This is a genomic window from Oscillibacter sp. (assembly GCF_040505565.1).
Classification (GTDB): domain Bacteria; phylum Bacillota; class Clostridia; order Oscillospirales; family Oscillospiraceae; genus Oscillibacter.
The window spans coordinates 89796-111394 of the sequence record NZ_JBEUWZ010000006.1; the positions used below are offsets into that span (position 1 = coordinate 89796).

The following is a 21599-nucleotide window of genomic DNA, read 5'->3' on the forward strand; positions in this document are numbered from 1 at the left end:
AATTAGTTTTCGTCATTTTGCAGAGCAAAATCCTCTCAATTTCCTAGAAAATAAAGGAAGTTGAGAGGATTTTGATTTATATTGTGATTGGTAGACAGCTTTTCCTGCTCACAGGGGCTCTCTCATTGACGCTCTCCCTGGCTGAACCGCTTTGCGTACTGCTTCGGAGGCAGTCCCGTCAGGGCCGTAAATGTGCGGATGAAATGCTCGTTGCTCTGAAAACCAACGGCTTCCCCCGCCGCCTGGACCCTCTGGCCGTCCTGCAAAAGGCGACGGGCCCGGAGAATGCGGGTGTTGATGACATACTCCATGACGCTGAAGCCCGTGGCCTCCTTGAAACAGTGGCTCAAGTAGTACTTGCTGATAAAAAACTCCGACGCCACCCGCTCCAGCGTCAGCTTTTCCGAGAGGTGAGCCTGCAAATACTCCAGCACGGCGCTGATTTTCAGCGTTCCCTCCCGTGCACCTGGGAGAGGAGGACTCTCGATCTGGCACAGTTCGTCCGCCTGCCGCCGGGCCGGGGCAATGGACAGTGCCTGCAATAAAAACTCCGACAGCAGCAGCATCTGGCTCAGATCGGAACCAAACTCCGTACTCTTCCGCCCCTGCTCCCAGTCCAGCCGCTTCAAAAGAGACAGCAGCTCGTTGTACCGACTGCCCGTCTCCACCATCCGCTCCGCCTCCAGTATCCTGCGGTAGAAGTCGGTCTGGGGTGCGGACAGCGCATGAATCGTAGGAATCGGAATGTGGAGTACGTAGCGTTCATAGGGCTCGGAGGCGAGCGTTTTGTGCAGCGTCGCATCCGGCAGGATAAACAGGGCCGCTGGGTGCAAAGAATATATTTGATTTTCCACAAACATTTCCCCGCCCCGGGAGACCGGCATCAAAAACTCCACGCTCTCATGGAAATGAGGCCGGTCCATGTACCACGAATTGTCCCGGCTCATCTTTAGATAAAACGGCTGCACCTGCACGAAGACCTCTCCTTCCGCCTCTTTGTCCGAACATGCAAACCAAACAGCAAAAACAATATCCGCTAATTTTTTCGCGCAAATGTTCCTTTACAGAGGATTGTTGTGTGATACTATAATAAATGACTTTCTATGAAAACACAAGTCTTTTTGTCCAATTCAGACAGGAAAAACTATCTTATGGAGGCAATCTTATGGGAAAAGTTTGTACGCTCTCCGAAGCCGTTTCCAATTATGTGAAGAGCGGAGACACCATCTGCTTCGGCGGCTTCACTACCAACCGCAAGCCCTATGCTGCGGTGTATGAGATCCTGCGTCAGGGCCAGAAGGATTTCACCGTCTGGGCCGGTCCCGCAGGCGGCGATTGGGACATGATGATCGGTGAGGGCCGTGTCAAGGCCTATATCAACTGCTATACCGCTAACTCCGGCTACACCAACGTGTCCCGCCGGTTTCGCGCCGCCATTGAAGCCGGCCAGCTGACCTATGAGGACTATTCTCAGGATGTTCTGATGCTTCAGCTCCACGCCGCTTCTCTGGGTCTTCCCTTCCTGCCCGTGCGCCTGATGGGCGGCTCCGGACTCACGGAGTACTGGGGCATCAGCAAGGAGCAGCGCGCCGCGATGGACTCCGTGGACAATGACAAGTTTGTCATGGTGGATAATCCGTTCAACCCCGGCGAGAAGGTCGTGGCCGTGCCCGTGCCCCGGCTGGATTGCGCCGTGATCCACGTGCAGAAGGCCTCTCCCGACGGCACCTGCATCATTGAGGGCGACGAGTTCCACGATGTGGACATCGCCGTTGCCGCCAAGCGCACTATTGTCACCTGCGAAGAGTTGGTCTCCGATGAATATATCCGCCGTGACCCCACACTGACCCGCATCTTCGGCCAGTGCGTGGACGCCGTGGTTCACGCACCTCACGGCGCATGGCCCGCCCAGTGTTACGGGTATTACGATGTGGACGGCACCGCCATGAAGGAGTACGACAGGGCCTCCAAGTATCAGGATGCCGAGGACGCCAAAGGGCAGCTGGCCAAGGCCGCAGAAAAAGCTGCGAAGGCCGCCGCGAAGAATCCCGAGGACGCCAAGGCCGCGGAAACCGCCGCTAAGGCTGCCGCCGCTTCCAAGGCCGCGGAGGACGGCTCTGCTGTTCCCGAGACCTTCCGGGACTATATGGATAAGTGGGTGTACAGCGTCAAGACCCACGATGAGCTGTTGGACAAGGTCGGCGCCAGCCGACTGATTGCCACCAAGAATGTTCCCGGCCTGGGCTATGCCGGCAAGATCCAGTAAGGGGAGGGCTTAACAATGTCTGATTATAAAAATTACACCAAGCAGGAAATGCAGGCCTACGCCATCGCCAAGAATATTCAGGAGAACCAGATCGTCATCGTGGGCACGGGCCTGCCGCTGATCGGCGCGTCCCTGGCCAAGCGGGTGGTCTGCCCCTCCTGCCATCCCATCGTGGAGAGCGGTCTGATGGATTGCGACCCCGTGGAGGTCCCCCGCTCCGTGGGCGACAACCGTTTCATGGCGCACTGCGCCGTGCAGTGGCCCAACGTCCGTTTTATCGGTTTTGAGGCCAACGAGTGGATCCATGGCAAGGACCGGCTGATCGCTTTCATCGGCGGTGCCCAGATCGATCCCTACGGCAACGTGAACTCCACCTGCATCTACGGGAAAGGCGACTATGTCAAGCCCCTGACCCGGTTTACCGGCTCCGGCGGCGCCAACGGCATCGCCACCTACTGCAACACCGTCATCATGATGCAGCATCAGAAACGCCGCTTTATGGACAAGATCGACTATGTGACCTCCTGCGGCTGGATGGACGGCCCCGGCGGCCGCGAGAAGGCGGGCCTGCCCGGCAACCGCGGTCCTCAGATGGTGGTTACCGACCTTGGCATCATGAAGTTCGATGAGGTCACCAAGCGGATGTACCTCGCCTATTACTATCCGTTCTCTTCTCCCGAGATGGTACAGGAGAACACCGGGTTTGAGGTGGACGTCAGCCGTGCGCAGCTGATGGAAGGCCCCAGCGAGGAGATCATCCGCGTCATCCGTGAGGAGATCGATCCGGGTCAGGCATTCATCAAGGTTCCCAAGGAGAAATAAGTTTTTTCTGACTGCACAGTCTGCGCGGCCAGACGGCCGAGCCGTCTGGCCGCGTTTTCAATTCGCGCAGTATTCCCGCATCTCCGCAAGCGGAGTCGGCGCGCCGCCCTGTATGGAGTACGCAGTCGCTGTGAAAAAAACTCCGCAACCCGCACAGTAATAATAATCCTATCGTCAAAAGGAGGCCTTCCATGCTGCACTATTCCGGAGCCGTCTACCGTCCCCCCAGCGAAGCCCATAGCCTGATCATCCAGGTCACCGTAGGATGCAGCCACAATAAGTGCGCCTTTTGCAACATGTATAAGGAAAAGCAATTCTCCATCACTCCGATCAGACAGGTGCTGGAGGACCTGCGCTGGGCGCGGGCACAGTACCCATGCGTGGAGCGCTTCTTTCTGGCCGACGGAGACGCGCTGATTCTCCCCACGGCGCAGCTGCTGGAAATTTTGGGCGACATCCGGGAGCTGTTTCCCGAATGCCTGCGGATCTCCACCTATGCAAGCCCCAAGAGCATTCTGCAAAAGTCACCGGAGGATCTGTCTGCTCTTCGGTCAGCGGGTCTGGATTTTGCGTATCTTGGACTTGAGTCTGGGAATGACGCCCTGCTGAAAAAAATCAGCAAGGGCGTCACGGCGGCTCAGCAAATTGAGGCCGGGCAAAAGCTGAAGGCCGCCGGGCTCACCCTGTCCGTCACCGCCATCAACGGCCTTGCGGGGTCCAACGGGGACTGGCAGGCCCACGCGGCAGACACCGCCGCGGCTCTGAACGCCATGCGGCCGGACTATATTGCGCTGCTGACACTGCGCATCTACACCGGCACACCCATGTCGGAGTGGATCGCCAGCGGGGAGCTGGTGATGCCGCAGCCCATGGAGCTGATTCGGGAGACAAAGGTGTTTTTGGAGCACATCGACTGCCCCGGCGCGGTGTTCCGGTCCAATCACGCCAGCAACTATCTGGTCCTCGCCGGGACTCTGAATCAGGATCGGGACCGGCTTATTGGCGAGTGTGACGAAGCTCTGCAGGGCGATGTGCCGCTGCGAAAATTTGTAGAGCTGGGGCACTGACGCGCTTTTGCAGGCAAGCTGTGACTGCATGACAGGGCGGTGAAAAGGTCTGAAAGACTTTTTCACCGCCCTGTCATGCAGTCACAGCTTGCCTGCTCTATGTTCTAACCTCCGCCGCGTCAGCCGTTCCAGAGAACGATCTTCCCCGCCTCGCGTGATGCGGGGACGTCGATGATCCTCTGGTTGGCGCTGCCCCGGAAACGCAGGGAGATATCCTTTTGCGCCTCCACAAACTCTCCGTCCACCAACACGTCTACCAGCGACAGCAGCGCGTCCGTGACCTCGCAGCGGGCACGGCTCTTTCCTGTCAGTTCTTCCCACGTATAACCGGAAAAGGCCCAGACGGTCTTCCCCGCGCACTCCGCCCGCACCCGGCGCACAAACGGCAGCAGCGCCCGCTGATTTTCCGGTTCAAAGGGTTCCCCACCCAACAGCGTCAGTCCGGCAATATAGGCTTTGCCCAGCTCCGCCAGCAAAAGATCCTCTGTCTCCCGGGTAAAGGGCTTTCCGTATTGAAAATCTTGCGCCACAGCGTTGAAGCAGCCGGGGCAGTGATGGGTGCAGCCGGAGACAAAGAGACTGATTCGCACTCCGACGCCGTTGGCTATATCGCAGGTTTTAATATTTGCATAATTCATGTCACACCTCGAAAAAGTCCCGCCGGACTCCGTCCGGCGGGTTCTCACTTTTTTCTAGTCTACGTCATCTCCCGGTTTTTGTCAACGTGCGTACATGTCCAATCCGAATCCAAAGGGAAATCGTTGGTCTCTCTTTTAACGCTTCTGCATATTCTATTGTTTGAGTATCGGGATCGTATCGCGCGCTAAACGCGTCAAGGATTGTGTGCGCTGCTTTTCCAGACATGCTGTCAGACATTTTCGTTTAAGTAATATTGAGAGGGAGAGGATCTTGCCGTGCCGGATACCAGTAATTGGGTCATTATGGCGTATATGAATGGCAACAATGAACTTGAGCCAGAGACCGTTGCCGCTATGCGTGAAATGGAAGAAACCGTTAAGCAAACCAGCAAAACGCTTCTCTTTCTTCAGATAGGGCGCCTTGCCGAGAAAACGGTCCATATTTTGCGGCCGGAACTGACAAACAGTCCCTCCTGCAACCCTTGGAACGGCGTAAGGAGTTACGCAATCAGCCAATCCGGCAAAGTTCTGCTCGGTGAGCTTGGAGAAAGCAACATGGCCGATCCCCAATGCCTGTATGACTTTCTTTCATTTTGTATGGGACACGAAGCACAGCACTATATGTTGATCTTGAGTGGGCATTCCTGCGAATATATTGGCCTGCTTAACGATTACAGCGGCAAAGAACCATGCCTCATGGGAATTCCGGAGCTTGCTCTGGTGCTGGAATACATCAAAAAATCCTTTGAAAAGAACATAGACGTACTCGTACTTGACACCTGTTACTCAAACAATATTGAATTTCTCTGTGAGCTTGGTGCCAGCGGTTCGGGCGTGAAAACCGTTCTGACCCACCGTGTGACCGCACCTCCGAAAGGGATTTCCTACCGAGAGCTGTTCTCAGCGATTGGCAATTCTCCGAATGAAAGCTGTGTCGAGACGCTTCTAAAGCAAATCATCGATAACACGTCCGCAGATCTGATTGCCTACCGGGTAGACTCAAGGATCAATGCGCAGATCAAAGAGCTTTTCACAGAGCTTGCAAAGCAATATCTCAGCTGTCCGGACGAGGACCTTCTTCAGCTCCTCAGGAGCGAAGACCTGCGGCATCCGGGACAGGATTACAGAGACAACCTTTCCAACCTTATCGGAGATTTAATTATCGGACGTAAATCCGCCATTCAGGAACCCCTCCAGGGAATCGGGGTGTTGGACAAATACATTCCCGATCAGGATACGGCAAAATTATATTATCGGCTCTCGTTTGCCAGAGATAATTACTGGACCAGACTTTTGTGCAGCAGACTGCCTGAAAAGCAGTTCCATTTTGCGGTTCTTGTCAGGTTTGCTCCGTTAATTCTTAGTAAGAGTAAAATAAAAGCGATGATCTGCTCCAGCAATTCTTCCTTATCTGAAGATGAAGCGGATGGGATTCTGGACCAATTAATCGCTGACCGGAATTGGAACATTTGACAAAATCTTTCATAAGATATAGAAACCCTCATAAGGAGGCTCGTCAGAAATGGACATCAGCAACGGAATCTATAAAGTGACCGTAAAAAACAATGGAAGTTTCAGGGCCTATACTGATACGGAACATCCTTACTGGCCAAATGAAGATATCTTTTATGATGGTACAGGTGAAACAACCTATAACACAATAAGATCCTTTACATCGCATACCGATTATGTGCTGTCTGAGATACCATCTGCGACTGATCCGGGTTACAACATCATTTTTACAGAACCTGCAAGCAATACCGCACTGTCCGGCAGCAGTATTCAAACCACCATTACTCTCACGAAACCGGAATACCCCGACGATTTAACCATTGTGCAGACAATTGCGCTGCATGGTACAACATTTCTTAACTCCACGATTGAAATAACTGTTGCCGTGATAAACACAGGCTCCGAACCGGTATTAGTCGGTATCAGATATTTTTTGGATTTTGACCTTGGCGGATATTTTGGACTGTCTTTCCAGCAGAAAGGCCCTGATGGAGATGTATTGAGCAACGAAAGGACGTTTTCTCCCGTTCCATATCAGTATTATCAAACGAAAAACACAACCGGATCACCGGCGATGTATATTTTAGGCACCACGCTTGGACCTTCCTCGCTTACTCCGATACCAACGCCCCCTGACCAGCTGGAGTTTGCCGATTGGGATCATGCTGAAGATACAGCATTCACCTATAATACCACCGCTCATCATTGCAGCGACGGCTGTGTCCTGTATTATTGGGGGAATCGGGGAGGAATCGAGGTTCCTCCGTCCGGCTCTATCTCTGTAACCGCATTGCTCTTTGAGAATGAGCCCCTAAGACTCGCCTCTCGAGGAGTCCCGTTCCTGCCGTGATACAATACAGAAAGGCCCGCACAGGCCGAATGCTTCAACATCCGGCCTGTGCGGGCCTTTGCTCTTGGATTCCAGTATTAGACACCTCGGAAGCGGGAGAGGAAGTCCTTTGTCTCCTGCCTTTGGGGATTTCCGAACAGCTCTCCCGGCGTACCCTCCTCGCAGATGACGCCCTGGCTCATGTAGACCACATGGCTGCTGACGTCCCGGGCAAAGGCCATTTCATGGGTTACCACCAGCATGGTCATCCCCGCCTGGGCAAGGCTCTGCATAACGGCGAGCACCTCGCCCACCATCTCCGGGTCCAGTGCGGAGGTGGGCTCGTCAAACAGCAGCACCTCCGGGTCCATGGCCAGAGCCCGGGCTATCGCCACCCGCTGCTTCTGGCCGCCGGAGAGCTGGCGGGGCTTGGCGTTGATATAGGGGCCCATACCCACCTGATCCAGATACTTCAACGCGGCGGTGTGGGCCTCCTCCTGATTCTTTTTCAGTACCTTCATCTGGCCCACCATGCAGTTTTTCAGCACAGTCATGTTGTTGAACAGATTAAAGGACTGAAACACCATCCCCACGTGAGAACGGTAAGCCGAGGCGTTTACACCCCGGTCCGCCACGTTTTTTCCGTGGTAGAGGATTTCACCGGAGGTAGGAGTTTCCAGCAGGTTCACGCACCGCAGCAGCGTGGATTTGCCGGAGCCGGAGGCCCCGATGATGGAAGTCACGTCGCCTTTTTCCACAGTAAAGTCGATGTCCCGCAGGACCTCATGACTGCCGAAGGCCTTGCCGAGATGTCGGATCTCCAAAATCGTCTCGCCCATGTCAGCGGTCTCCTCTCGCGGTGAAGTTCCGGTCCTCGAGTGATTGCTCGGGATTGTCCCTGTATTCCCTGCTGTGCTCGTCGTAATTACTGCCCTTTGCCGGATGCTTATAGGTCCCGGCGGTCATGGTCAGAGCGTCTGTCTGGACCAGTTCGTAACTGTCGGACCCTTCCATCCGCTTTTCCACCCACCGCAGAAGGAACGAAGCAATCAGCGTCATGGTTAGATAGCCCGCCATCTCAATGGTAGCAGAGGGAAAATAGGTGAACGTGGCCCCGGCCACCGCCTTATGGGCGGCGAAGAAGTCGGTGAAGCCGATGATGAACATGACGGAGGTATCCTTGATATTGATGATGAAATTGTTGCCGATCTGGGGCATGATATTCCGCAGGGCCTGGGGCAGAATCACACTGATCATGGTCTGGAAGTGGGTCATGCCGATAGCCTTGGCCCCCTCCGTCTGGCCGGGGTCGACGGAGAGAATGCCGCCCCGGACGGACTCCGCCATGTACGCGCCCGTATTGATGGAGACCACCAGGATGGAGACCGTCCAGATGTTGTCGAACCGGACGGTGTTGCTGGTAAAGTAGGGCAAGCCATAGAAAATGAAAACCGCTTGCAAAATCATGGGCGTACCGCGGAAAACCTCGATGTAGACCCGGAGAATGACCCGGATCAGCCCCAGGAAAAACCGCTTCGCGGGATGGTCGGCCTTAGAGTGGGGAACAGTCTGCAAAATGCCGCAGGCAAGGCCGATGACGCAGCCGATCACGGTGGCGATGATGGCTAATACCACCGTGCGGACCATGCCGCAAAAATAGTTTACGAAGCCGTATTTGGCCCAGAGAGTCGCAATGTCGGCGGCCAGCTGTGGAAATTTCGACCAGTCCATAAAAGTTCCCTCGCTCCCTCAGATTTTAGTCGATGCGTGCAGGCGGAAAAGTGATCAGCCGCCGATGGGCTGCACCGCGACGGCCTGCTTCATGAGAGCGTTGAAATCGTCGGCGGTCATGGTGGACAGAACGGAGTTCAGCGCGTCCTTCAGCGCCGTGTTGCCCTTCATGACGGAGATACCGATGTTCACGTCCTCGTCGGAGACCTGGAAGTCGTCGCCGGAGCCGGAGAAGTCCAGCAGCTTAAAGTCGGGATAGGCCACCATAGCGCCCTGAGCGGTGGGCATATCGGTACACACAAAGTCCACCGCGCCGGTCTCCAGCGCCATCAGCATGGCGGGAGCGGACTCCGAGGCGGTCTGAATTTTGGCGTCCTTAATTTGAGGCAGGCAGGTATCATACCAGATCGTGCCAAGCTGGCTGGTGCAGGTGCCGCCGGCAAGGCCGCTCAGGCCCTTGGCATCTGCGAAAGCGCCGTCGGCCTTGGTCAGGCAGACGATGGAGGCATACAGGTACGGGCCGGCAAAGTCCACCTGCTCCGCGCGATCGGCGGTCATGGACTGGCCCGCGATAACGGCGTCCACCGTGCCGGACTGGACGGCAGGGATCAGGGAATCCCAGTCCAGACGGACCACTTCCAGCTTCCAGCCGTTGGCCTGACACAGCTTTTGAGCCATCATGACATCATAGCCGTTGGCATACTCGTTGGAGTCCTTAATGGGAACGGCGCCATTGGAATCGTCGGGCTGAGACCAGTTATAGGGCGCATAGGCACACTCCATGGCCACGGTCAGCACGCCGTCCTCCACACCGGTGGGGACCGTCTGCGCACCGGAAGACGCAGAGGAACCGGAGGCGGCAGAAACCGCAGAACCGGATGCGGCAGGAGCCGCGGAGCCAGAGCTTCCGCAGGCGGCCAGAGATGCCGTCATGGCAAGGGCCATGGCAAGAGCAAGAAACTTCTTCATTAGAATACATCCTTTCAGTTGAGTTTTTCACGGCGAAAATTCGGATGCTTCTCTCCACGCCGCGGCGGAGAAATGCAAAAAAAGCAGACCGCTTTGACGCAAAGCGGTCCGTGGGAAAAACAGGCTGGTATACCTGATTCAGCCATCGATAGCGCTTCACAAAAAATGTGACAGTCCGGCGGGTATTCCCCGACAGCCCAGGCACAACGGAGCAGGCAGCTCCGAAACCCTTCGGCGACGTCCCCTTTCCCGCGGCGGCTGCCTGCCGTCTGCTCGCGGTACTGATGAACCTCGCGCCTCTATCTGAGCGATCTAATTTTTTCGTATCCTATCACGATAAGTGGGTAATGTCAACTACGTTTCAAAAAGAAAATTAAATTTTTGTGCAAAATGTTAAATTTCTGTGGGATCAAACTTTAAAATGTTAGCTCTCACTGTTTTGCCTCAATCCTATTTATAAAAAATCCTTTTCAAATCTGGAAGGAGATGATATAGTGAAAAGTAACGAATAATTTGCTGAAGCGTGCTCTGCTTGGGCTGTGTGGAAGAGGTATGCGCGCGTGAGGGCTTTCGAACTTGGCATTTTGAATTGGATACAGGCCAACTGCCGAACGGGTTTACTGGATGCGGTGATGCCGTTTGTCAGCGCACTGTGCAACCACGGGGAAATCTGGATCGCGCTGGCGGTGATTTTGCTTTTGATCAGAAGATACCGGTGGACCGGTGCGGTGCTGGCGCTGGCGTTGATTCTGGACGGTCTTTGCTGCAATGTGATCCTCAAACCACTGATTGCGCGAGTGCGTCCCTGCGACGTGAACGCGGCAGTGACACTTTTGGTTTCCCGTCCGACAGATTGGTCGTTTCCCTCCGGGCATACTGCGGCCTCCTTTGCTGCGGTGGGGGCTTTGCTGACGGAGAAGAACCGGTTGTGGAAGCCGGCGTTTGCTCTGGCGGTGCTGATCGCCTTTTCCCGGCTGTACCTGTACCTTCATTGGCCAAGCGATGTGCTGGCCGGTGCGGCGTTGGGGACAACACTGGGATTCGCGGCCGGTCGTCTGATGCGGTGGGTGGAAAAGGAAGCGGGACGATCCCGTCTTGCTGGAAGAGAGGGAAAAACGTGAAAGAGACGCAGGACAAACAGAAGATTCTGCTGGTGGACGGCAACAGCGAGCGCCGCCAGCAGATGGTCGAAGGCCTGCAAAACGCATTCCATGTGACGCCGGCGCTGGACGGGGAGATGGCGGTGGATATCCTGCGCGGACGTCAGGACTTCGCAGCGATTTTACTGCAGTGTCGTCTGTTTGACTTCAGCGGATTTGACGTGATGAACTACCTTCACACAAGTCGGACGCTGCTGGCCATTCCGACAATCGCCATGGGAGCTCCGGAAGATGAGCTGAAAGCGCTTTCCCTTGGGGCAGTTGCTTTTATTGAGCAGTCCAAGGAGCCCTACATGATCTCCTATCAGGTGAAGAATTTGATGAATCTTATCTGGTATGACCGAGACAGCGACGCGCTGACCGGCGTTTTACAGTGGGAGCCTTTTTTGAAGAAGGCCCGGGATTTGCTGGATAAGGCAGAGCAGGATAAACGGCCTCAGCAGTGGTCCATGGCCTTTTTAAATGTGGATCGCTTTAAAGTGTTCAACGACCTTTTCGGCCGGGCAACGGGGGATCAGCTCCTGCGAAATCTGGCGGCAAGGCTGACCCAACTGAAAGGCGTGGCCTGCGTGGGACGCGTGGGCGGAGACAGATTCGTGATGCTGTGCCGCATGGAGGGGCTGGAGCTAAACCGTTTTCGTCAAGTGGGACCGGAGTTGATGCGCCGTCTGCACCTGAAATACGGACTGCACATTTGCTGCGGCATCTATGAGATCGACGATCTGACGCTCCCGGTGGGCGAGATATGTGACCGCGCGCAGATTGCCCAGGAGACGATTTCCGGACGAAGCGATCAGAGCGTGGCACTCTACGACGAGGAACTGCGCCGCAACCTGCGCTGGGAGCAGGAGGTATCTTCCCAGATGTACGAGGCGCTGGAACAGGGTCAATTTCAGGTTTATCTCCAGCCGATCTTCAGTTTGTCGTCCAACGCACCGGTGTCGGCAGAGGCTCTGGTGCGCTGGATTCACCCGGAGCGGGGGCTGATTCCGCCCAATCAGTTTATTCCCGTCCTTGAGCGAAACGGCTTTATCACGCGGCTGGACCAATATGTCTGGGAAACGGTCTTTCAGTACCTGGTGGAATTTAAGGCGGCGGGCTATCCCGCTTTGACGATCTCCGCCAACATGTCCAGGCTCGACCTTTACAATGCGGATGTGTGCGGTCTGCTGACAAATATGGCAAAAAAATATGCGATTGACCCAGCCTCTTTTCACATTGAGGTGACGGAGAGCGCCTATATGGATGATTCCCAGCAGATGCTGGACATGACAAAGCAATTGAACACGGCGGGCTTCGCCGTGCTGATCGACGACTTCGGCAGCGGATATTCCTCTTTGAATATGCTGATGAACATGACGGTGTCCACCCTGAAGCTGGACATGGGTTTTGTCCGGAGCGTCGGCAGCAACGAGCGGACCAACTGCGTGGTCAACAGCATTGTGCGCATGGCAAAGTGGCTGGAGATGGGGGTAGTGGCCGAAGGGGCAGAGACGCAGACCCAAATTGACTATCTGCGTTCCATCGGCTGCGACCGGGTGCAGGGATATTACTTCTCCCGTCCGGTTCCCAAGGATGAGTTTATGCATCTGCTGGCGCGTTACCGGGGAAATCCCGCTCGGGAGAAGCCGCGGGTCTTCGACAAGACTGCGGATACCCGTGCAGTATGGAGCGCGGTAATGGCCTATGACCGAATGATGCAGGGACGGATGGACGCCGCAGCGCTTTTCGAACAGTTCGGCGACACGGTGGAAGTCATGAGCGTGAACGACGCCTACTATAAGCTGATGGAGAGTTCTCCGGAGATTCTCTTCCGAAGCAGTCAGTTGATTACCGCGTGGCTGGAAGAAAAGGATCGGCCTCGGTTTCTAATGGCGTTGAAGGCCGCTGTGGAAACCGGAGAGCGGCAGGAGCTGGTAGTCCGGCGGTATATGGAAGCCGACCGCATGAAGAATCTGATGGTCAGCATTTGCTATATGGGACGCAAGGACAACCGAAAGCTGTTTCTTACGCTGTTCCGGGACATTTCCCTGCTGAAGCTGACACTTTCGGCGGAGGCTGTCCTACCGGCGGATGCCGCGCCGCCGAATCCGCAGCAGCCCTCCGGCTGTCAAAGCTGCCGCAAGATGCTGATCGTGGAGGACAATCAGGTCAACCGGCTGGTTTTGAAAAAGATGCTCTCTCAGGAGTACGGTATTCTGGAAGCTCCCAACGGCAAGGCGGGACTGGATATTTTACATAGCGGGGAGAATATCCAGGCGGTGCTGCTGGACATCTTCATGCCGATCATGGACGGATACGAGTTCCTGCGAAAAAAGGCGCAGGACCCGGCCCTGAGGGATATTCCTGTGTTGGTGCTGTCTCAGTCTGATAATCGGGAGAGCGAGGAAAAGGCCCGACAGCTGGGTGCCAGCGGCTTTGTGCGCAAGCCCTATGACCCGGAGGATCTGAAAAGAGCACTGAATTCGCTGGTAAATGACAATTGACGGAAAGACCCCCGACGGCAAGATTCGCGGCGGCAAAATTTGCCGCCGCGAATCTTGCCGCTGAGGGCCACGTGCAGAAATTAAAGAGAGGAATCCTTATGCCAAAGTCTGAATCTTATGAAATTGATATGTGCAGCGGACCAATTCTGAAAAAGATGCTGTACTTTTCCCTGCCGCTCATGTGTTCCGGTGTGCTGCAGCTTCTGTTCAACGCGGCGGACATCATTGTGGTGGGCCGGTATGCCGGAGATAACTCCATGGCGGCGGTGGGGTCCAACGCAGCCCTCATCAACCTGCTGACGAATCTGTTCATCGGACTTTCTGTGGGCGCCAACGTTCTGGCGGCCCGGTATTTCGGGGCAAAGCGGGAGCGGGAGCTGCGGGCTACGGTCCACACTTCCATGCTCTTGGCACTGTGCAGCGGTACCGTGCTGATTGTGGTGGGCATCGCGGGCGCACGCCAGGTGCTGATCTGGATGCAGGCCCCTGCCGGCGTGCTGGACTTGGCCGTGCTGTACCTGCGTATCTTTTTTCTGGGAATGCCTGCCATGATGCTCTATAATTTCGGCGCAGCGCTTCTGCGGGCCAAGGGAGACACTCGGCGGCCGCTGTATTTTCTGCTGCTGTCCGGCGCAGTGAATGTGGCGCTAAACCTGCTGCTGGTCATCGTCTTCCACCTGGATGTGGCGGGTGTGGCCATTGCCACCGTGATATCCCAGTGCATTTCCGCCGTGCTGGTGGTGATCTGCCTGATGCGGGAAACGGGGGGCTTTCGTCTGGAGCTGAAGGCGCTGCGCATCCATAAGGATCAGCTGGTCGGTATTTTGCGAGTAGGACTGCCCGCCGGAGTGCAGGGCGTGATTTTCTCCCTTTCCAACGTGGTGATACAGTCGTCCATCAACTCCTTTGGCGAGGTGGTCATGGCCGGCAGCACCGCCTCCGCCAACATCGAGGGCTTTGTGTATACGGCCATGAACGCCGTCTATCAGGCCACGCTGTCCTTCTCCAGTCAGAACGCGGGTGCAGGACGGCTGGATCGTATCAACCGCATCCTGCTGACGGGTCAGGGCTGCGTGACGGCCACCGGGCTGATGCTGGGCGTCGGCGCGTGGCAGGCCGGACGGGTGCTGCTGGGCATCTACACTCAGGATCCGGCGGTGATTGAGGCGGGCTTTGTGCGTCTTGGCATCGTGTGCGCACCCTATGCCATCTGCGGCATGATGGATACCATGGTGGGCGCCCTGCGGGGCATCGGATACTCCGTCATGCCCATGATCGTGTCACTGATGGGGGCCTGCATTCTGCGGCTGGTGTGGATCGCCACTGTGTTCCAGATTCCCGGATACCACACGCCGGAGTGCGTCTACTGGTCCTATCCGGTCTCCTGGACGGTCACACTTTTGGCCCACATTCTCTGCTATATCTGGGCCAAGCGACGGGTGGACCGGCGATTTGCCGATGCCCATTTGCAGCGGAAGACAGATCCGCTTTTAGAAAATACAAAATAAGGGATTGCAAATGCAATAGATACACTATATAATGTGGTTTATAGTAAAGAAACAGGGAAAAATAATTTTGGCTTTTCAACAAGAGGGAGCGACAAAAGGACCATGAAAATCATTAAAAGAAACGGCAGCGAAGAGGGTTTTGAGCGCGTAAAGATTGCGGCGGCGGTGGAGAAGTCCAACCGGGCCGGTGAGCAGACGCCCGAGCTGTCCCAAGCGCAGATTGACCAGATCGCGCTGAACGTGGAGACCGCGGCGGAAAAAGTTGGCCGTACGCTGAACGTGGAGGAGATTCAGGAACTGGTGGAAACGGAGCTGATGCGCCACAGCGCCTATGAGACTGCCAAGCGCTATATCCGCTACCGCTACACCCGTACTCTGGCCCGGGCGGCCAACACCACCGACAATCAGATTCTCAGCCTGATCGAGTGCAACAACGAGGAGGTCATGCAGGAGAATTCCAATAAGAATCCCACCGTGAATTCGGTTCAGCGGGATTATATGGCCGGCGAGGTTTCCAAGGACATTACCAAGCGGCTGCTGCTGCCGCCGGACGTCGTGGAGGCTCACGAGGCGGGCATTCTCCATTTTCACGACATGGACTATTACGCCCAGCATATGCACAACTGCGACCTTGTAAATCTGGAGGATATGCTGCAACACGGGACGGTTATCTCCGGCACGCTGATTGAAAAACCCCACAGCTTTTCTACCGCCTGCAACATCGCCACTCAGATCATCGCACAGGTGGCCTCCAGCCAGTACGGCGGACAATCCATCTCCCTTGCTCATCTGGCGCCCTTCGTGCAGGTATCCCGGGAAAAGCTCCGGGGCGACGTGCTGGCGGAGGCCACCGCTATGGGTGGGCACCCGGATGAGGCCACGCTGAACAGGATTGTGGAAAAGAGACTTCGCAGCGAGATTTGCCGGGGCGTGCAGACCATCCAGTATCAGGTGGTGACACTGCTGACCACCAACGGGCAGGCCCCGTTCGTGACGGTGTTCATGTATCTGGGAGAGGTATCCGACCCCCAGACCAAGCGCGATCTGGCGGTGATCATCGAAGAGACGCTGAACCAACGATATCAGGGCGTGAAGAACGAGGCGGGCGTATGGGTCACGCCGGCGTTCCCCAAGCTCATCTATGTACTGGAGGAGGACAACGTCCGTCCCGGAACGCCTTACTACTATCTGACGGAGATGGCAGCCAAATGCACCGCCAAGCGGATGGTCCCCGATTATATCTCCGAGAAAATCATGCTGGAGAGCAAGATCGATAAAAATGGAGAGGGTCACTGCTACACCTGCATGGGTTGCCGCTCGTTCCTGACGCCCTATGTAGACCCGGAGACGGGAAAGTCCAAGTATTACGGGCGGTTCAATCAGGGCGTGGTCACCATCAATCTGGTGGACGTGGCCCTGTCCTCCGGCGGGGATTATGACCGGTTCTGGGAGATTTTTTCGCAGAGGCTGGAACTCTGCTACCGGGCCCTGATGTGCCGCCACAATCGGCTGAAGGGGACGCTGTCCGACGCTGCGCCGATCTTGTGGCAGTATGGCGCGCTGGCGCGGCTTGCCAAGGGCGAGACCATCGACAAGCTGCTCTACGGCGGCTACTCCACGCTGTCACTGGGCTACGCGGGGCTTTACGAGTGCGTGAAGTTTATGACCGGAAAGTCCCATACCGACCCCGAAGCCACACCCTTTGCGCTGTCTGTGATGCATCGGCTCAATGAGGCTACCGCCGCCTGGAAGGCCAAGGAGAACATTGACTTCTCCCTTTACGGCACGCCGTTGGAATCCACCACCTATAAGTTTGCCAAGTGCCTGCAAAAGCGATTTGGCGTCATCTCAGGCGTGACGGATAAAGCCTATATCACCAACAGCTACCATGTCCATGTGACCGAGCCCATCAATGCCTTTGACAAGCTGGAATTTGAGTCCCAATTTCAGGCGCTGTCCCCAGGAGGGGCCATCAGCTATGTGGAAGTTCCCAATATGCAGGACAATCTTCCCGCGGTGCTGGCGGTGATGGAGTATATCTATGACCACATCATGTATGCGGAGCTGAACACCAAGAGCGATTACTGTCAGGTGTGCGGCTTCGACGGAGAGATCTCGATTGTGGAGGATGACGGCAAACTGGTGTGGGAATGCCCCAAATGCGGCAACCGGGATCAAAACCGACTGAATGTGGCCCGGCGGACCTGCGGCTATATCGGAACTCAATTCTGGAATCAGGGCCGGACGCAGGAAATTCAGGAGCGGGTACTCCATCTGTAAATCAATTTAAGTTGATGTTGTAAAATGACAACTGATTCGTGAATATAACAACTGATTCACGAACAGAGAAAAATAGTGCACGCGCATATTTCCTAAGTGATTTGCGAACAATCCCAAAGTGCCTCTATGAGTTCTGTGCTCATAGAGGCACTTTCTATTCTATTTTATTTTCATTACATACTATAACACTATTGTTTCAGCGCTAGCAGAATCTGGGGAAGAGAACTATTGAAACGTCGTCTTACTTGTTTTGAGAGGAATCTTTCTTTATCTGCAAAACTTCCGTTTCTCCATGCTGTTGAAACAGTTCTCCTGCTGATTCGTCTTCCTTGTGAACCGAATCTGCATCCGGCAGCCATACTGCCTTTGGATTTTTTCCTGAATTGTTTTGGAGATTTTATTAAGTGTCTCCTGAAAATCCCCCCCGTCCATGAAGACGACTTCTATTCCCAGCATATTTTCATGTTCCATGCATGCCTTGTAATCCAGCAACTCCGAAAAAGGAAGCATCCACTCGTCCAGTTGGCTAAAGTGCAGAAACGAGTTACCGCAAATCTGCATCTGATTCTCCAAGCGCCCATAGACTCTGTTCATCGTTTTTAAAAAGGTACCGCAGCGGCACGGAACCGGAGAAAAGGAGGCCAGATCTCCCGTCCTGTACCGGATCAGCGGCATGGCCTGCCGGGTGAGCGTGGTAAACGTCACCTCGCCCATCTGTCCGTCCTGCACCGGCTGTCCGGTATCTGGATTGAGAATTTCAATATACAAATCGCCCTCCCGCATATGATATCCGCCCAGCGCCTGACACTCCACACCGCCGCCATATCCCATTTCCGTCATGCCATAGTGGGTAAAAACGCGGCACCCGCATCGTTCGGTCAGTTCCCGGATCAAAACCTCCGGAACATAGTCGGCACTGAGAAGCACTTTTCTGATGTTTTTTTGGAAAATCTCCGTCTTTATACGGCTGAGCTGTAAAATCTGTATTGGGATTCCAGAAAGGCAGGTAATACCGTTTTCAACAATGCACTTGGCCGTTTCCTCCATGTTCGTTATGACTCCGTGCTTGAAACAGACTACGCCTGATCTTTTCAATGCCTTTCCCAGCAAATCTCCAATACTGCCGCAGGAGGCGCCAGGAAAGAGAATTAAAACCCGGTCGGACTCATCGGTCAGGCTGCTCATTCCATACTGAAAAAAATCAATCGTTGCATCCAAGTCTCCTTGGGAGAAAAATATCCTCTTTTCCTCTCCTTCCGTCCCCGAGCTTCTCAGCGTGACAATCCGTTTGATATCCCGCTGAGGAATGCATAGAAAATCGTTTGGGTCTCGGCGTATTTGATTTGGGTACGTAAAGGGAAGTGCTTGGACATTCTCCCAGGAAATCACAGAGACATCTGCCAGCTGCTCTTGATAAAAGCGGCTGTGCCTCCGGGCGAACTGCACGGTTTCCATAATCTTTCTCAGCTGGTATTCTTCCAGAGCCTCCCGGCTGCGCCGAGAAATGCCGGTCCGTTCCACAATCCAGTCTTCAAGCGGCGTCCGCTGCATTTTTACCCCTTGCCCCCATTCCTGTACAAAGACTTCCCCGCAGTATTTGTAAGGTTATACATACAAAAAGGTATCAGCTTTCCCTTCGGAGTTGCCACGTGGATGCAGCAATCCCGAATTCTGTCCAGATTGACATTCCAGGCGTCCTGAAACGCCATGGCTGAGATGCTGAAGGATTCGCAGCGAATCTGATTGATGATTTCGTCCCAGTCGGACGGCGGCAGCTCCGCTTCCTGCCGGGTGGACTGGCGGGATGACCAGTTGCCGGAAACAAATTCCACTGCTTTTTTTGCGCTCGCATCTGCCGTGTCGCTCTTGCAGCAGCAGCTCGTTTTTGGGGCGGTCTGCATCAGATCACCGTTTGCAAGGCGAATAAAGTTGCCGTGGAAAGAGCAGAGGGAGTTCTCGCACGCAGCGGGCTTTAGATCCGCGGCCTTCACTTTTCCCCCCGTCTGCCGCTCCAGCTCGTCCATCACTTCCGGAAGCGTTACCCGGTCGCTGTCCGCGGGGGCGTGGGGCATCCTGCCGAAATAGCTGACCGGCTGAAAATGTACGCCGCGTACCGCCCGGATGTGGTCCAGCGCAAAGCGAATGATGGCCCCGATATTGTCCACATTTACTCCCGGAACCAGAGTTGGAACCAGAACAACCCCCATGTGGTATTTCTCGCAGTTTGCAATCGCTTTTTCTTTTAGCGTCAGCAGCTCCCGCCCCCGCAGCTTCCGGTAGATGTCGTCTTTTGTGCCGTCAAATTGCAGAAAAACGGAATCCAGTCCAGCAACCTTCAATGCGCGGACAAATTCTTCCTCCTGCGCCAGACGGATTCCATTCGTGTTTACCTGAATAAAGGGAAACCCCAGTTCCTTCCCCAGCTTTACAATCCCGGGCAGATCATCCCGAACGGTGGGCTCGCCCCCAGAAAGCTGGATATTGCATGTCCCGGATACGCTGAGGATTGCTTCATACATGGTTTTGATCTGCTCCAGAGACAAATCCGCACCCTCTGAAGCACCTGAATCCGCAAAGCAGAACTTACAGTGAAGGTTACATCGCTGCGTCACCTCGATCAGCGCCGTGCAGGTGTGCTGACGGTGCTCCTCGCACAAACCGCAATCGTAGGGACAGCCTTTTTGAATCCTGGTGACGGTCTTTTCCAGATGCGCCCCTTCCCGGTGTCGCATCCAGTTTTCAATCGGAATGCTTCCCCGCCAAATCAACGCGGAAAAAGCGCCGTGCTCCGGGCAGCTTTTTTTCAAATAGCAGCCGGCACCGTCGGTCACAATGAAAGCCTCCACCTTCCGCAGACAAATGGGACACAGGCTTTCCGTTCGGGTGATGATTCGGTTTTCTTTCAATCCGGTACCCTGCTTCCCCATGTAAAATCATGTCCCCGCAGAATTTCCCGGATCTTTTCAAAGCTCCTGATCAGCGTGTCACCGCATTTAAGCCGGTATTCCTGATTTGTCTGGTAATCTATTACGCTGCATACACCGATCAGGTCGGCGCAATCCGTGCTGCCGAATTCCTCGCGGAACCATCCGGTAAATTCATCCACCATCGCGGTATAGCTGGGGGACGGACATTCCTGATCGTTCCCCTTTCCCGCATACAGGCCCAGAACGGCAATTCCTCCCGTGAGGACACCGCAGGTCTTTTGTTCGCTTCCAATTCCCATGCACAGGCCGTTTAAAGCCCGGATCAAATCCTCATTTTCCGTTCCCTCGTCTTCCAGCGCCATTTTTATCATAATCTGGGCACAGCAATAGCCGACACTGGAAAGTCGAAACATCCGAAAGCCGGTCTCATCCACAGTTTGTCCCCTCCTTTTCCGCAATCATCATAAAGTACCCCGGTTTGCACTTTTTCAGCGCCTCCTGATACCGGCAGCCATCCACACAGTTCCCCGACGTCAAATTCCAGAACGTCGCCATAGAGCCAAAGGTGAAGATGGTCTGCACCATCAGCTCTTTTAGAAGATCACTGCAATCCTCCCTGTATGAAACAGCAAACCCGTTTTTCTTCAGCATTTCTTCAAGCTTTGTCAGATCATGGAGCCCTCTCATACAGCTGTTCATGGCAAACGGACGCAGTCCGCTTACCTCCTGGGCATTCCTGGCGTAGACGTCGGTCACAACCAGTCGGCCCCCGCCTTTCAATACCCGGAACGTCTCTTTCAGTACGCGGTTCAAATTCTCCATCAGGGACAGGGTGCACTCTGAAAAAACGCACGTAAAGCGCTCACTCTCAAACGGCAGATCCTCCCCTCTGCCCGTCAGGAAGTCGGCAAACCCGTATCGCTTTCTTGCATCCTCAATCAGCTTTTCCGAGGGGTCAATTCCAATTGTCCGAATCCGGTGGGTATTGTAGAGATAGTTCACGGTGGCGCCGCGTCCGCAGCCCAGATCCAATACGGCGTCCCGAGGGGAGAGTCCGCACAGTTGAACCGCTTTTTCGGTCAGGCGAAAGCCGCCGGGCCGCAGGGTTTCCCCGGTGACCTCCGCCATGCTTTTGCTCTCATAGGCGTTGCAGCATTCCACTACTTGTCCTCCAATCCTTTCTCCACTTCCAGCATTTTGCCCAGCGCCAGCTCCTCTGCGATAAAGACTGCCTTACATTGGGGGCACTGCATCAGCTCCACCTCGAAATTTCCGCTGAGGTAGCTGACTTTCACCTTGCGGGGCTCCAGTTTTTTTTTGCACTTGTCACAGATCCACGGCAACTCCCGCTCCCCGTTTTCTTTCATGAAATCCCCCTCTTTCTTTTCTTAAAGCCGGACAAAT

General features: G+C 55.0%; 19 protein-coding genes and 1 riboswitch. Of the genes, 9 read left to right on the forward strand and 10 right to left on the reverse strand.

Translation table 11 applies throughout. The features are described 5' to 3' along the window. Positions 1 to 122: 122 nt before the first annotated feature. Positions 123 to 974: a helix-turn-helix transcriptional regulator gene (locus ABWQ15_RS02160; protein WP_353907180.1), complete on the reverse strand. Its 852-nt coding sequence runs from the start codon at positions 972 to 974 to the stop codon at positions 123 to 125. 191 nt (positions 975 to 1165) lie between these two features. On the opposite strand from ABWQ15_RS02160, the gene ABWQ15_RS02165 reads away from it, so the two are divergent. The 3 genes from ABWQ15_RS02165 (at position 1166) to ABWQ15_RS02175 (ending at position 4155) form a co-directional block, all read left to right on the forward strand. After that, positions 1166 to 2266 carry a CoA transferase subunit A gene (locus tag ABWQ15_RS02165; RefSeq protein WP_353907181.1) on the forward strand — a complete coding sequence of 367 codons (1101 nt, stop codon included), beginning with the start codon at positions 1166 to 1168 and terminating at the stop codon, positions 2264 to 2266. A gap of 15 nt (positions 2267 to 2281) precedes the next feature. Next, positions 2282 to 3088: a glutaconate CoA-transferase subunit B gene (gctB, locus tag ABWQ15_RS02170; RefSeq protein WP_353907182.1), complete on the forward strand. Its 807-nt coding sequence runs from the start codon at positions 2282 to 2284 to the stop codon at positions 3086 to 3088. 191 nt (positions 3089 to 3279) lie between these two features. Continuing rightward, the gene (locus tag ABWQ15_RS02175; protein ID WP_353907183.1) at positions 3280 to 4155 is read left to right on the forward strand and encodes a radical SAM protein; all 876 of its coding nucleotides are present in this window, start codon (positions 3280 to 3282) and stop codon (positions 4153 to 4155) included. Positions 4156 to 4274: 119 nt separating this feature from the next. Here the strand turns inward: ABWQ15_RS02175 and nrdG are convergent, their stop codons facing one another. Then, positions 4275 to 4793 (reverse strand): anaerobic ribonucleoside-triphosphate reductase activating protein, encoded by a 519-nt coding sequence (gene nrdG, locus ABWQ15_RS02180; RefSeq protein ID WP_353907184.1) that lies wholly within the window; start codon positions 4791 to 4793, stop codon positions 4275 to 4277. A 276-nt stretch (positions 4794 to 5069) separates the two neighbouring features. On the opposite strand from nrdG, the gene ABWQ15_RS02185 reads away from it, so the two are divergent. Next, a complete protein-coding gene (locus ABWQ15_RS02185; protein ID WP_353907185.1) occupies positions 5070 to 6266 on the forward strand; it encodes a clostripain-related cysteine peptidase in 1197 nt (398 codons plus the stop codon). A gap of 49 nt (positions 6267 to 6315) precedes the next feature. Next, the gene (locus ABWQ15_RS02190) at positions 6316 to 7155 is read left to right on the forward strand and encodes a hypothetical protein (protein WP_353907186.1); all 840 of its coding nucleotides are present in this window, start codon (positions 6316 to 6318) and stop codon (positions 7153 to 7155) included. A 77-nt stretch (positions 7156 to 7232) separates the two neighbouring features. On the opposite strand, the gene ABWQ15_RS02195 is transcribed toward ABWQ15_RS02190, so the two are convergent. Genes ABWQ15_RS02195 through ABWQ15_RS02205 form a run of 3 tightly spaced genes read right to left on the reverse strand, consistent with a single transcriptional unit; the run spans position 7233 to position 9834 of the window. Beyond that, positions 7233 to 7973 (reverse strand): amino acid ABC transporter ATP-binding protein, encoded by a 741-nt coding sequence (locus ABWQ15_RS02195; protein ID WP_353907187.1) that lies wholly within the window; start codon positions 7971 to 7973, stop codon positions 7233 to 7235. 1 nt (position 7974) lies between these two features. Next, positions 7975 to 8865 (reverse strand): amino acid ABC transporter permease, encoded by an 891-nt coding sequence (locus ABWQ15_RS02200; RefSeq protein WP_353907188.1) that lies wholly within the window; start codon positions 8863 to 8865, stop codon positions 7975 to 7977. Positions 8866 to 8919: 54 nt separating this feature from the next. Continuing rightward, positions 8920 to 9834, reverse strand: a complete 915-nt coding sequence (locus ABWQ15_RS02205; RefSeq protein WP_353907189.1) for a transporter substrate-binding domain-containing protein — start codon at positions 9832 to 9834, stop codon at positions 8920 to 8922. A gap of 141 nt (positions 9835 to 9975) precedes the next feature. Beyond that, positions 9976 to 10144, reverse strand: a riboswitch (Lysine riboswitch). Between the two features lie 250 nt (positions 10145 to 10394). On the opposite strand from ABWQ15_RS02205, the gene ABWQ15_RS02210 reads away from it, so the two are divergent. The 4 genes from ABWQ15_RS02210 to nrdD all read left to right on the forward strand — a co-directional run bounded on the left by ABWQ15_RS02210 (position 10395) and on the right by nrdD (position 17268). Next, the gene (locus ABWQ15_RS02210; protein WP_353907190.1) at positions 10395 to 10955 is read left to right on the forward strand and encodes a phosphatase PAP2 family protein; all 561 of its coding nucleotides are present in this window, start codon (positions 10395 to 10397) and stop codon (positions 10953 to 10955) included. Then, positions 10952 to 13480 (forward strand): EAL domain-containing protein, encoded by a 2529-nt coding sequence (locus tag ABWQ15_RS02215; RefSeq protein ID WP_353907191.1) that lies wholly within the window; start codon positions 10952 to 10954, stop codon positions 13478 to 13480. The genes ABWQ15_RS02210 and ABWQ15_RS02215 overlap by 4 nt, the downstream gene beginning before the upstream one ends. A 98-nt stretch (positions 13481 to 13578) precedes the next feature. Continuing rightward, positions 13579 to 14988, forward strand: coding sequence for an MATE family efflux transporter (locus ABWQ15_RS02220; RefSeq protein WP_353907192.1), 1410 nt, complete (start codon positions 13579 to 13581; stop codon positions 14986 to 14988). Positions 14989 to 15090: 102 nt separating this feature from the next. After that, on the forward strand, positions 15091 to 17268 hold the full coding sequence (gene nrdD / locus ABWQ15_RS02225) for an anaerobic ribonucleoside-triphosphate reductase (RefSeq protein ID WP_353907193.1): 2178 nt from the start codon (positions 15091 to 15093) through the stop codon (positions 17266 to 17268). 267 nt (positions 17269 to 17535) lie between these two features. On the opposite strand, the gene ABWQ15_RS02230 is transcribed toward nrdD, so the two are convergent. The 5 genes from ABWQ15_RS02230 to ABWQ15_RS02250 are packed head-to-tail and all read right to left on the reverse strand — an operon-like array spanning position 17536 to position 21562. Beyond that, the gene (locus tag ABWQ15_RS02230; protein ID WP_353907194.1) at positions 17536 to 18819 is read right to left on the reverse strand and encodes a DVU_1553 family AMP-dependent CoA ligase; all 1284 of its coding nucleotides are present in this window, start codon (positions 18817 to 18819) and stop codon (positions 17536 to 17538) included. Positions 18820 to 18821: 2 nt separating this feature from the next. Next, complete coding sequence (gene trsS / locus ABWQ15_RS02235; RefSeq protein ID WP_353907195.1) at positions 18822 to 20174, reverse strand: radical SAM (seleno)protein TrsS; 1353 nt, start codon at positions 20172 to 20174, stop codon at positions 18822 to 18824. Beyond that, positions 20171 to 20629, reverse strand: a complete 459-nt coding sequence (locus ABWQ15_RS02240; RefSeq protein ID WP_353907196.1) for a DVU_1555 family C-GCAxxG-C-C protein — start codon at positions 20627 to 20629, stop codon at positions 20171 to 20173. The genes trsS and ABWQ15_RS02240 overlap by 4 nt, the downstream gene beginning before the upstream one ends. Continuing rightward, positions 20622 to 21356, reverse strand: a complete 735-nt coding sequence (trsM, locus tag ABWQ15_RS02245; protein ID WP_353907197.1) for a DVU_1556 family methyltransferase — start codon at positions 21354 to 21356, stop codon at positions 20622 to 20624. Before trsM ends, ABWQ15_RS02240 begins: the two co-directional genes overlap by 8 nt. Continuing rightward, complete coding sequence (locus tag ABWQ15_RS02250; RefSeq protein WP_353907198.1) at positions 21356 to 21562, reverse strand: DVU_1557 family redox protein; 207 nt, start codon at positions 21560 to 21562, stop codon at positions 21356 to 21358. The genes trsM and ABWQ15_RS02250 overlap by 1 nt, the downstream gene beginning before the upstream one ends. Between the last annotated feature and the right edge of the window lie 37 nt (positions 21563 to 21599).

Excerpts from the sequence above, each read along its gene's own strand:
- ABWQ15_RS02165 (WP_353907181.1), top strand. The coding sequence starts at position 1,166 with ATGGGAAAAGTTTGTACGCTCTCCGAAGCCGTTTCCAATTATGTGAAG.
- ABWQ15_RS02200 (WP_353907188.1), bottom strand. The coding sequence starts at position 8,865 with ATGGACTGGTCGAAATTTCCACAGCTGGCCGCCGACATTGCGACTCTC.
- nrdG (WP_353907184.1), bottom strand. The coding sequence starts at position 4,793 with ATGAATTATGCAAATATTAAAACCTGCGATATAGCCAACGGCGTCGGA.
- ABWQ15_RS02220 (WP_353907192.1), top strand. The coding sequence starts at position 13,579 with ATGCCAAAGTCTGAATCTTATGAAATTGATATGTGCAGCGGACCAATT.
- ABWQ15_RS02195 (WP_353907187.1), bottom strand. The coding sequence starts at position 7,973 with ATGGGCGAGACGATTTTGGAGATCCGACATCTCGGCAAGGCCTTCGGC.
- ABWQ15_RS02175 (WP_353907183.1), top strand. The coding sequence starts at position 3,280 with ATGCTGCACTATTCCGGAGCCGTCTACCGTCCCCCCAGCGAAGCCCAT.
- ABWQ15_RS02250 (WP_353907198.1), bottom strand. The coding sequence starts at position 21,562 with ATGAAAGAAAACGGGGAGCGGGAGTTGCCGTGGATCTGTGACAAGTGC.
- ABWQ15_RS02205 (WP_353907189.1), bottom strand. The coding sequence starts at position 9,834 with ATGAAGAAGTTTCTTGCTCTTGCCATGGCCCTTGCCATGACGGCATCT.
- ABWQ15_RS02190 (WP_353907186.1), top strand. The coding sequence starts at position 6,316 with ATGGACATCAGCAACGGAATCTATAAAGTGACCGTAAAAAACAATGGA.
- ABWQ15_RS02230 (WP_353907194.1), bottom strand. The coding sequence starts at position 18,819 with ATGCAGCGGACGCCGCTTGAAGACTGGATTGTGGAACGGACCGGCATT.
- gctB (WP_353907182.1), top strand. The coding sequence starts at position 2,282 with ATGTCTGATTATAAAAATTACACCAAGCAGGAAATGCAGGCCTACGCC.
- nrdD (WP_353907193.1), top strand. The coding sequence starts at position 15,091 with ATGAAAATCATTAAAAGAAACGGCAGCGAAGAGGGTTTTGAGCGCGTA.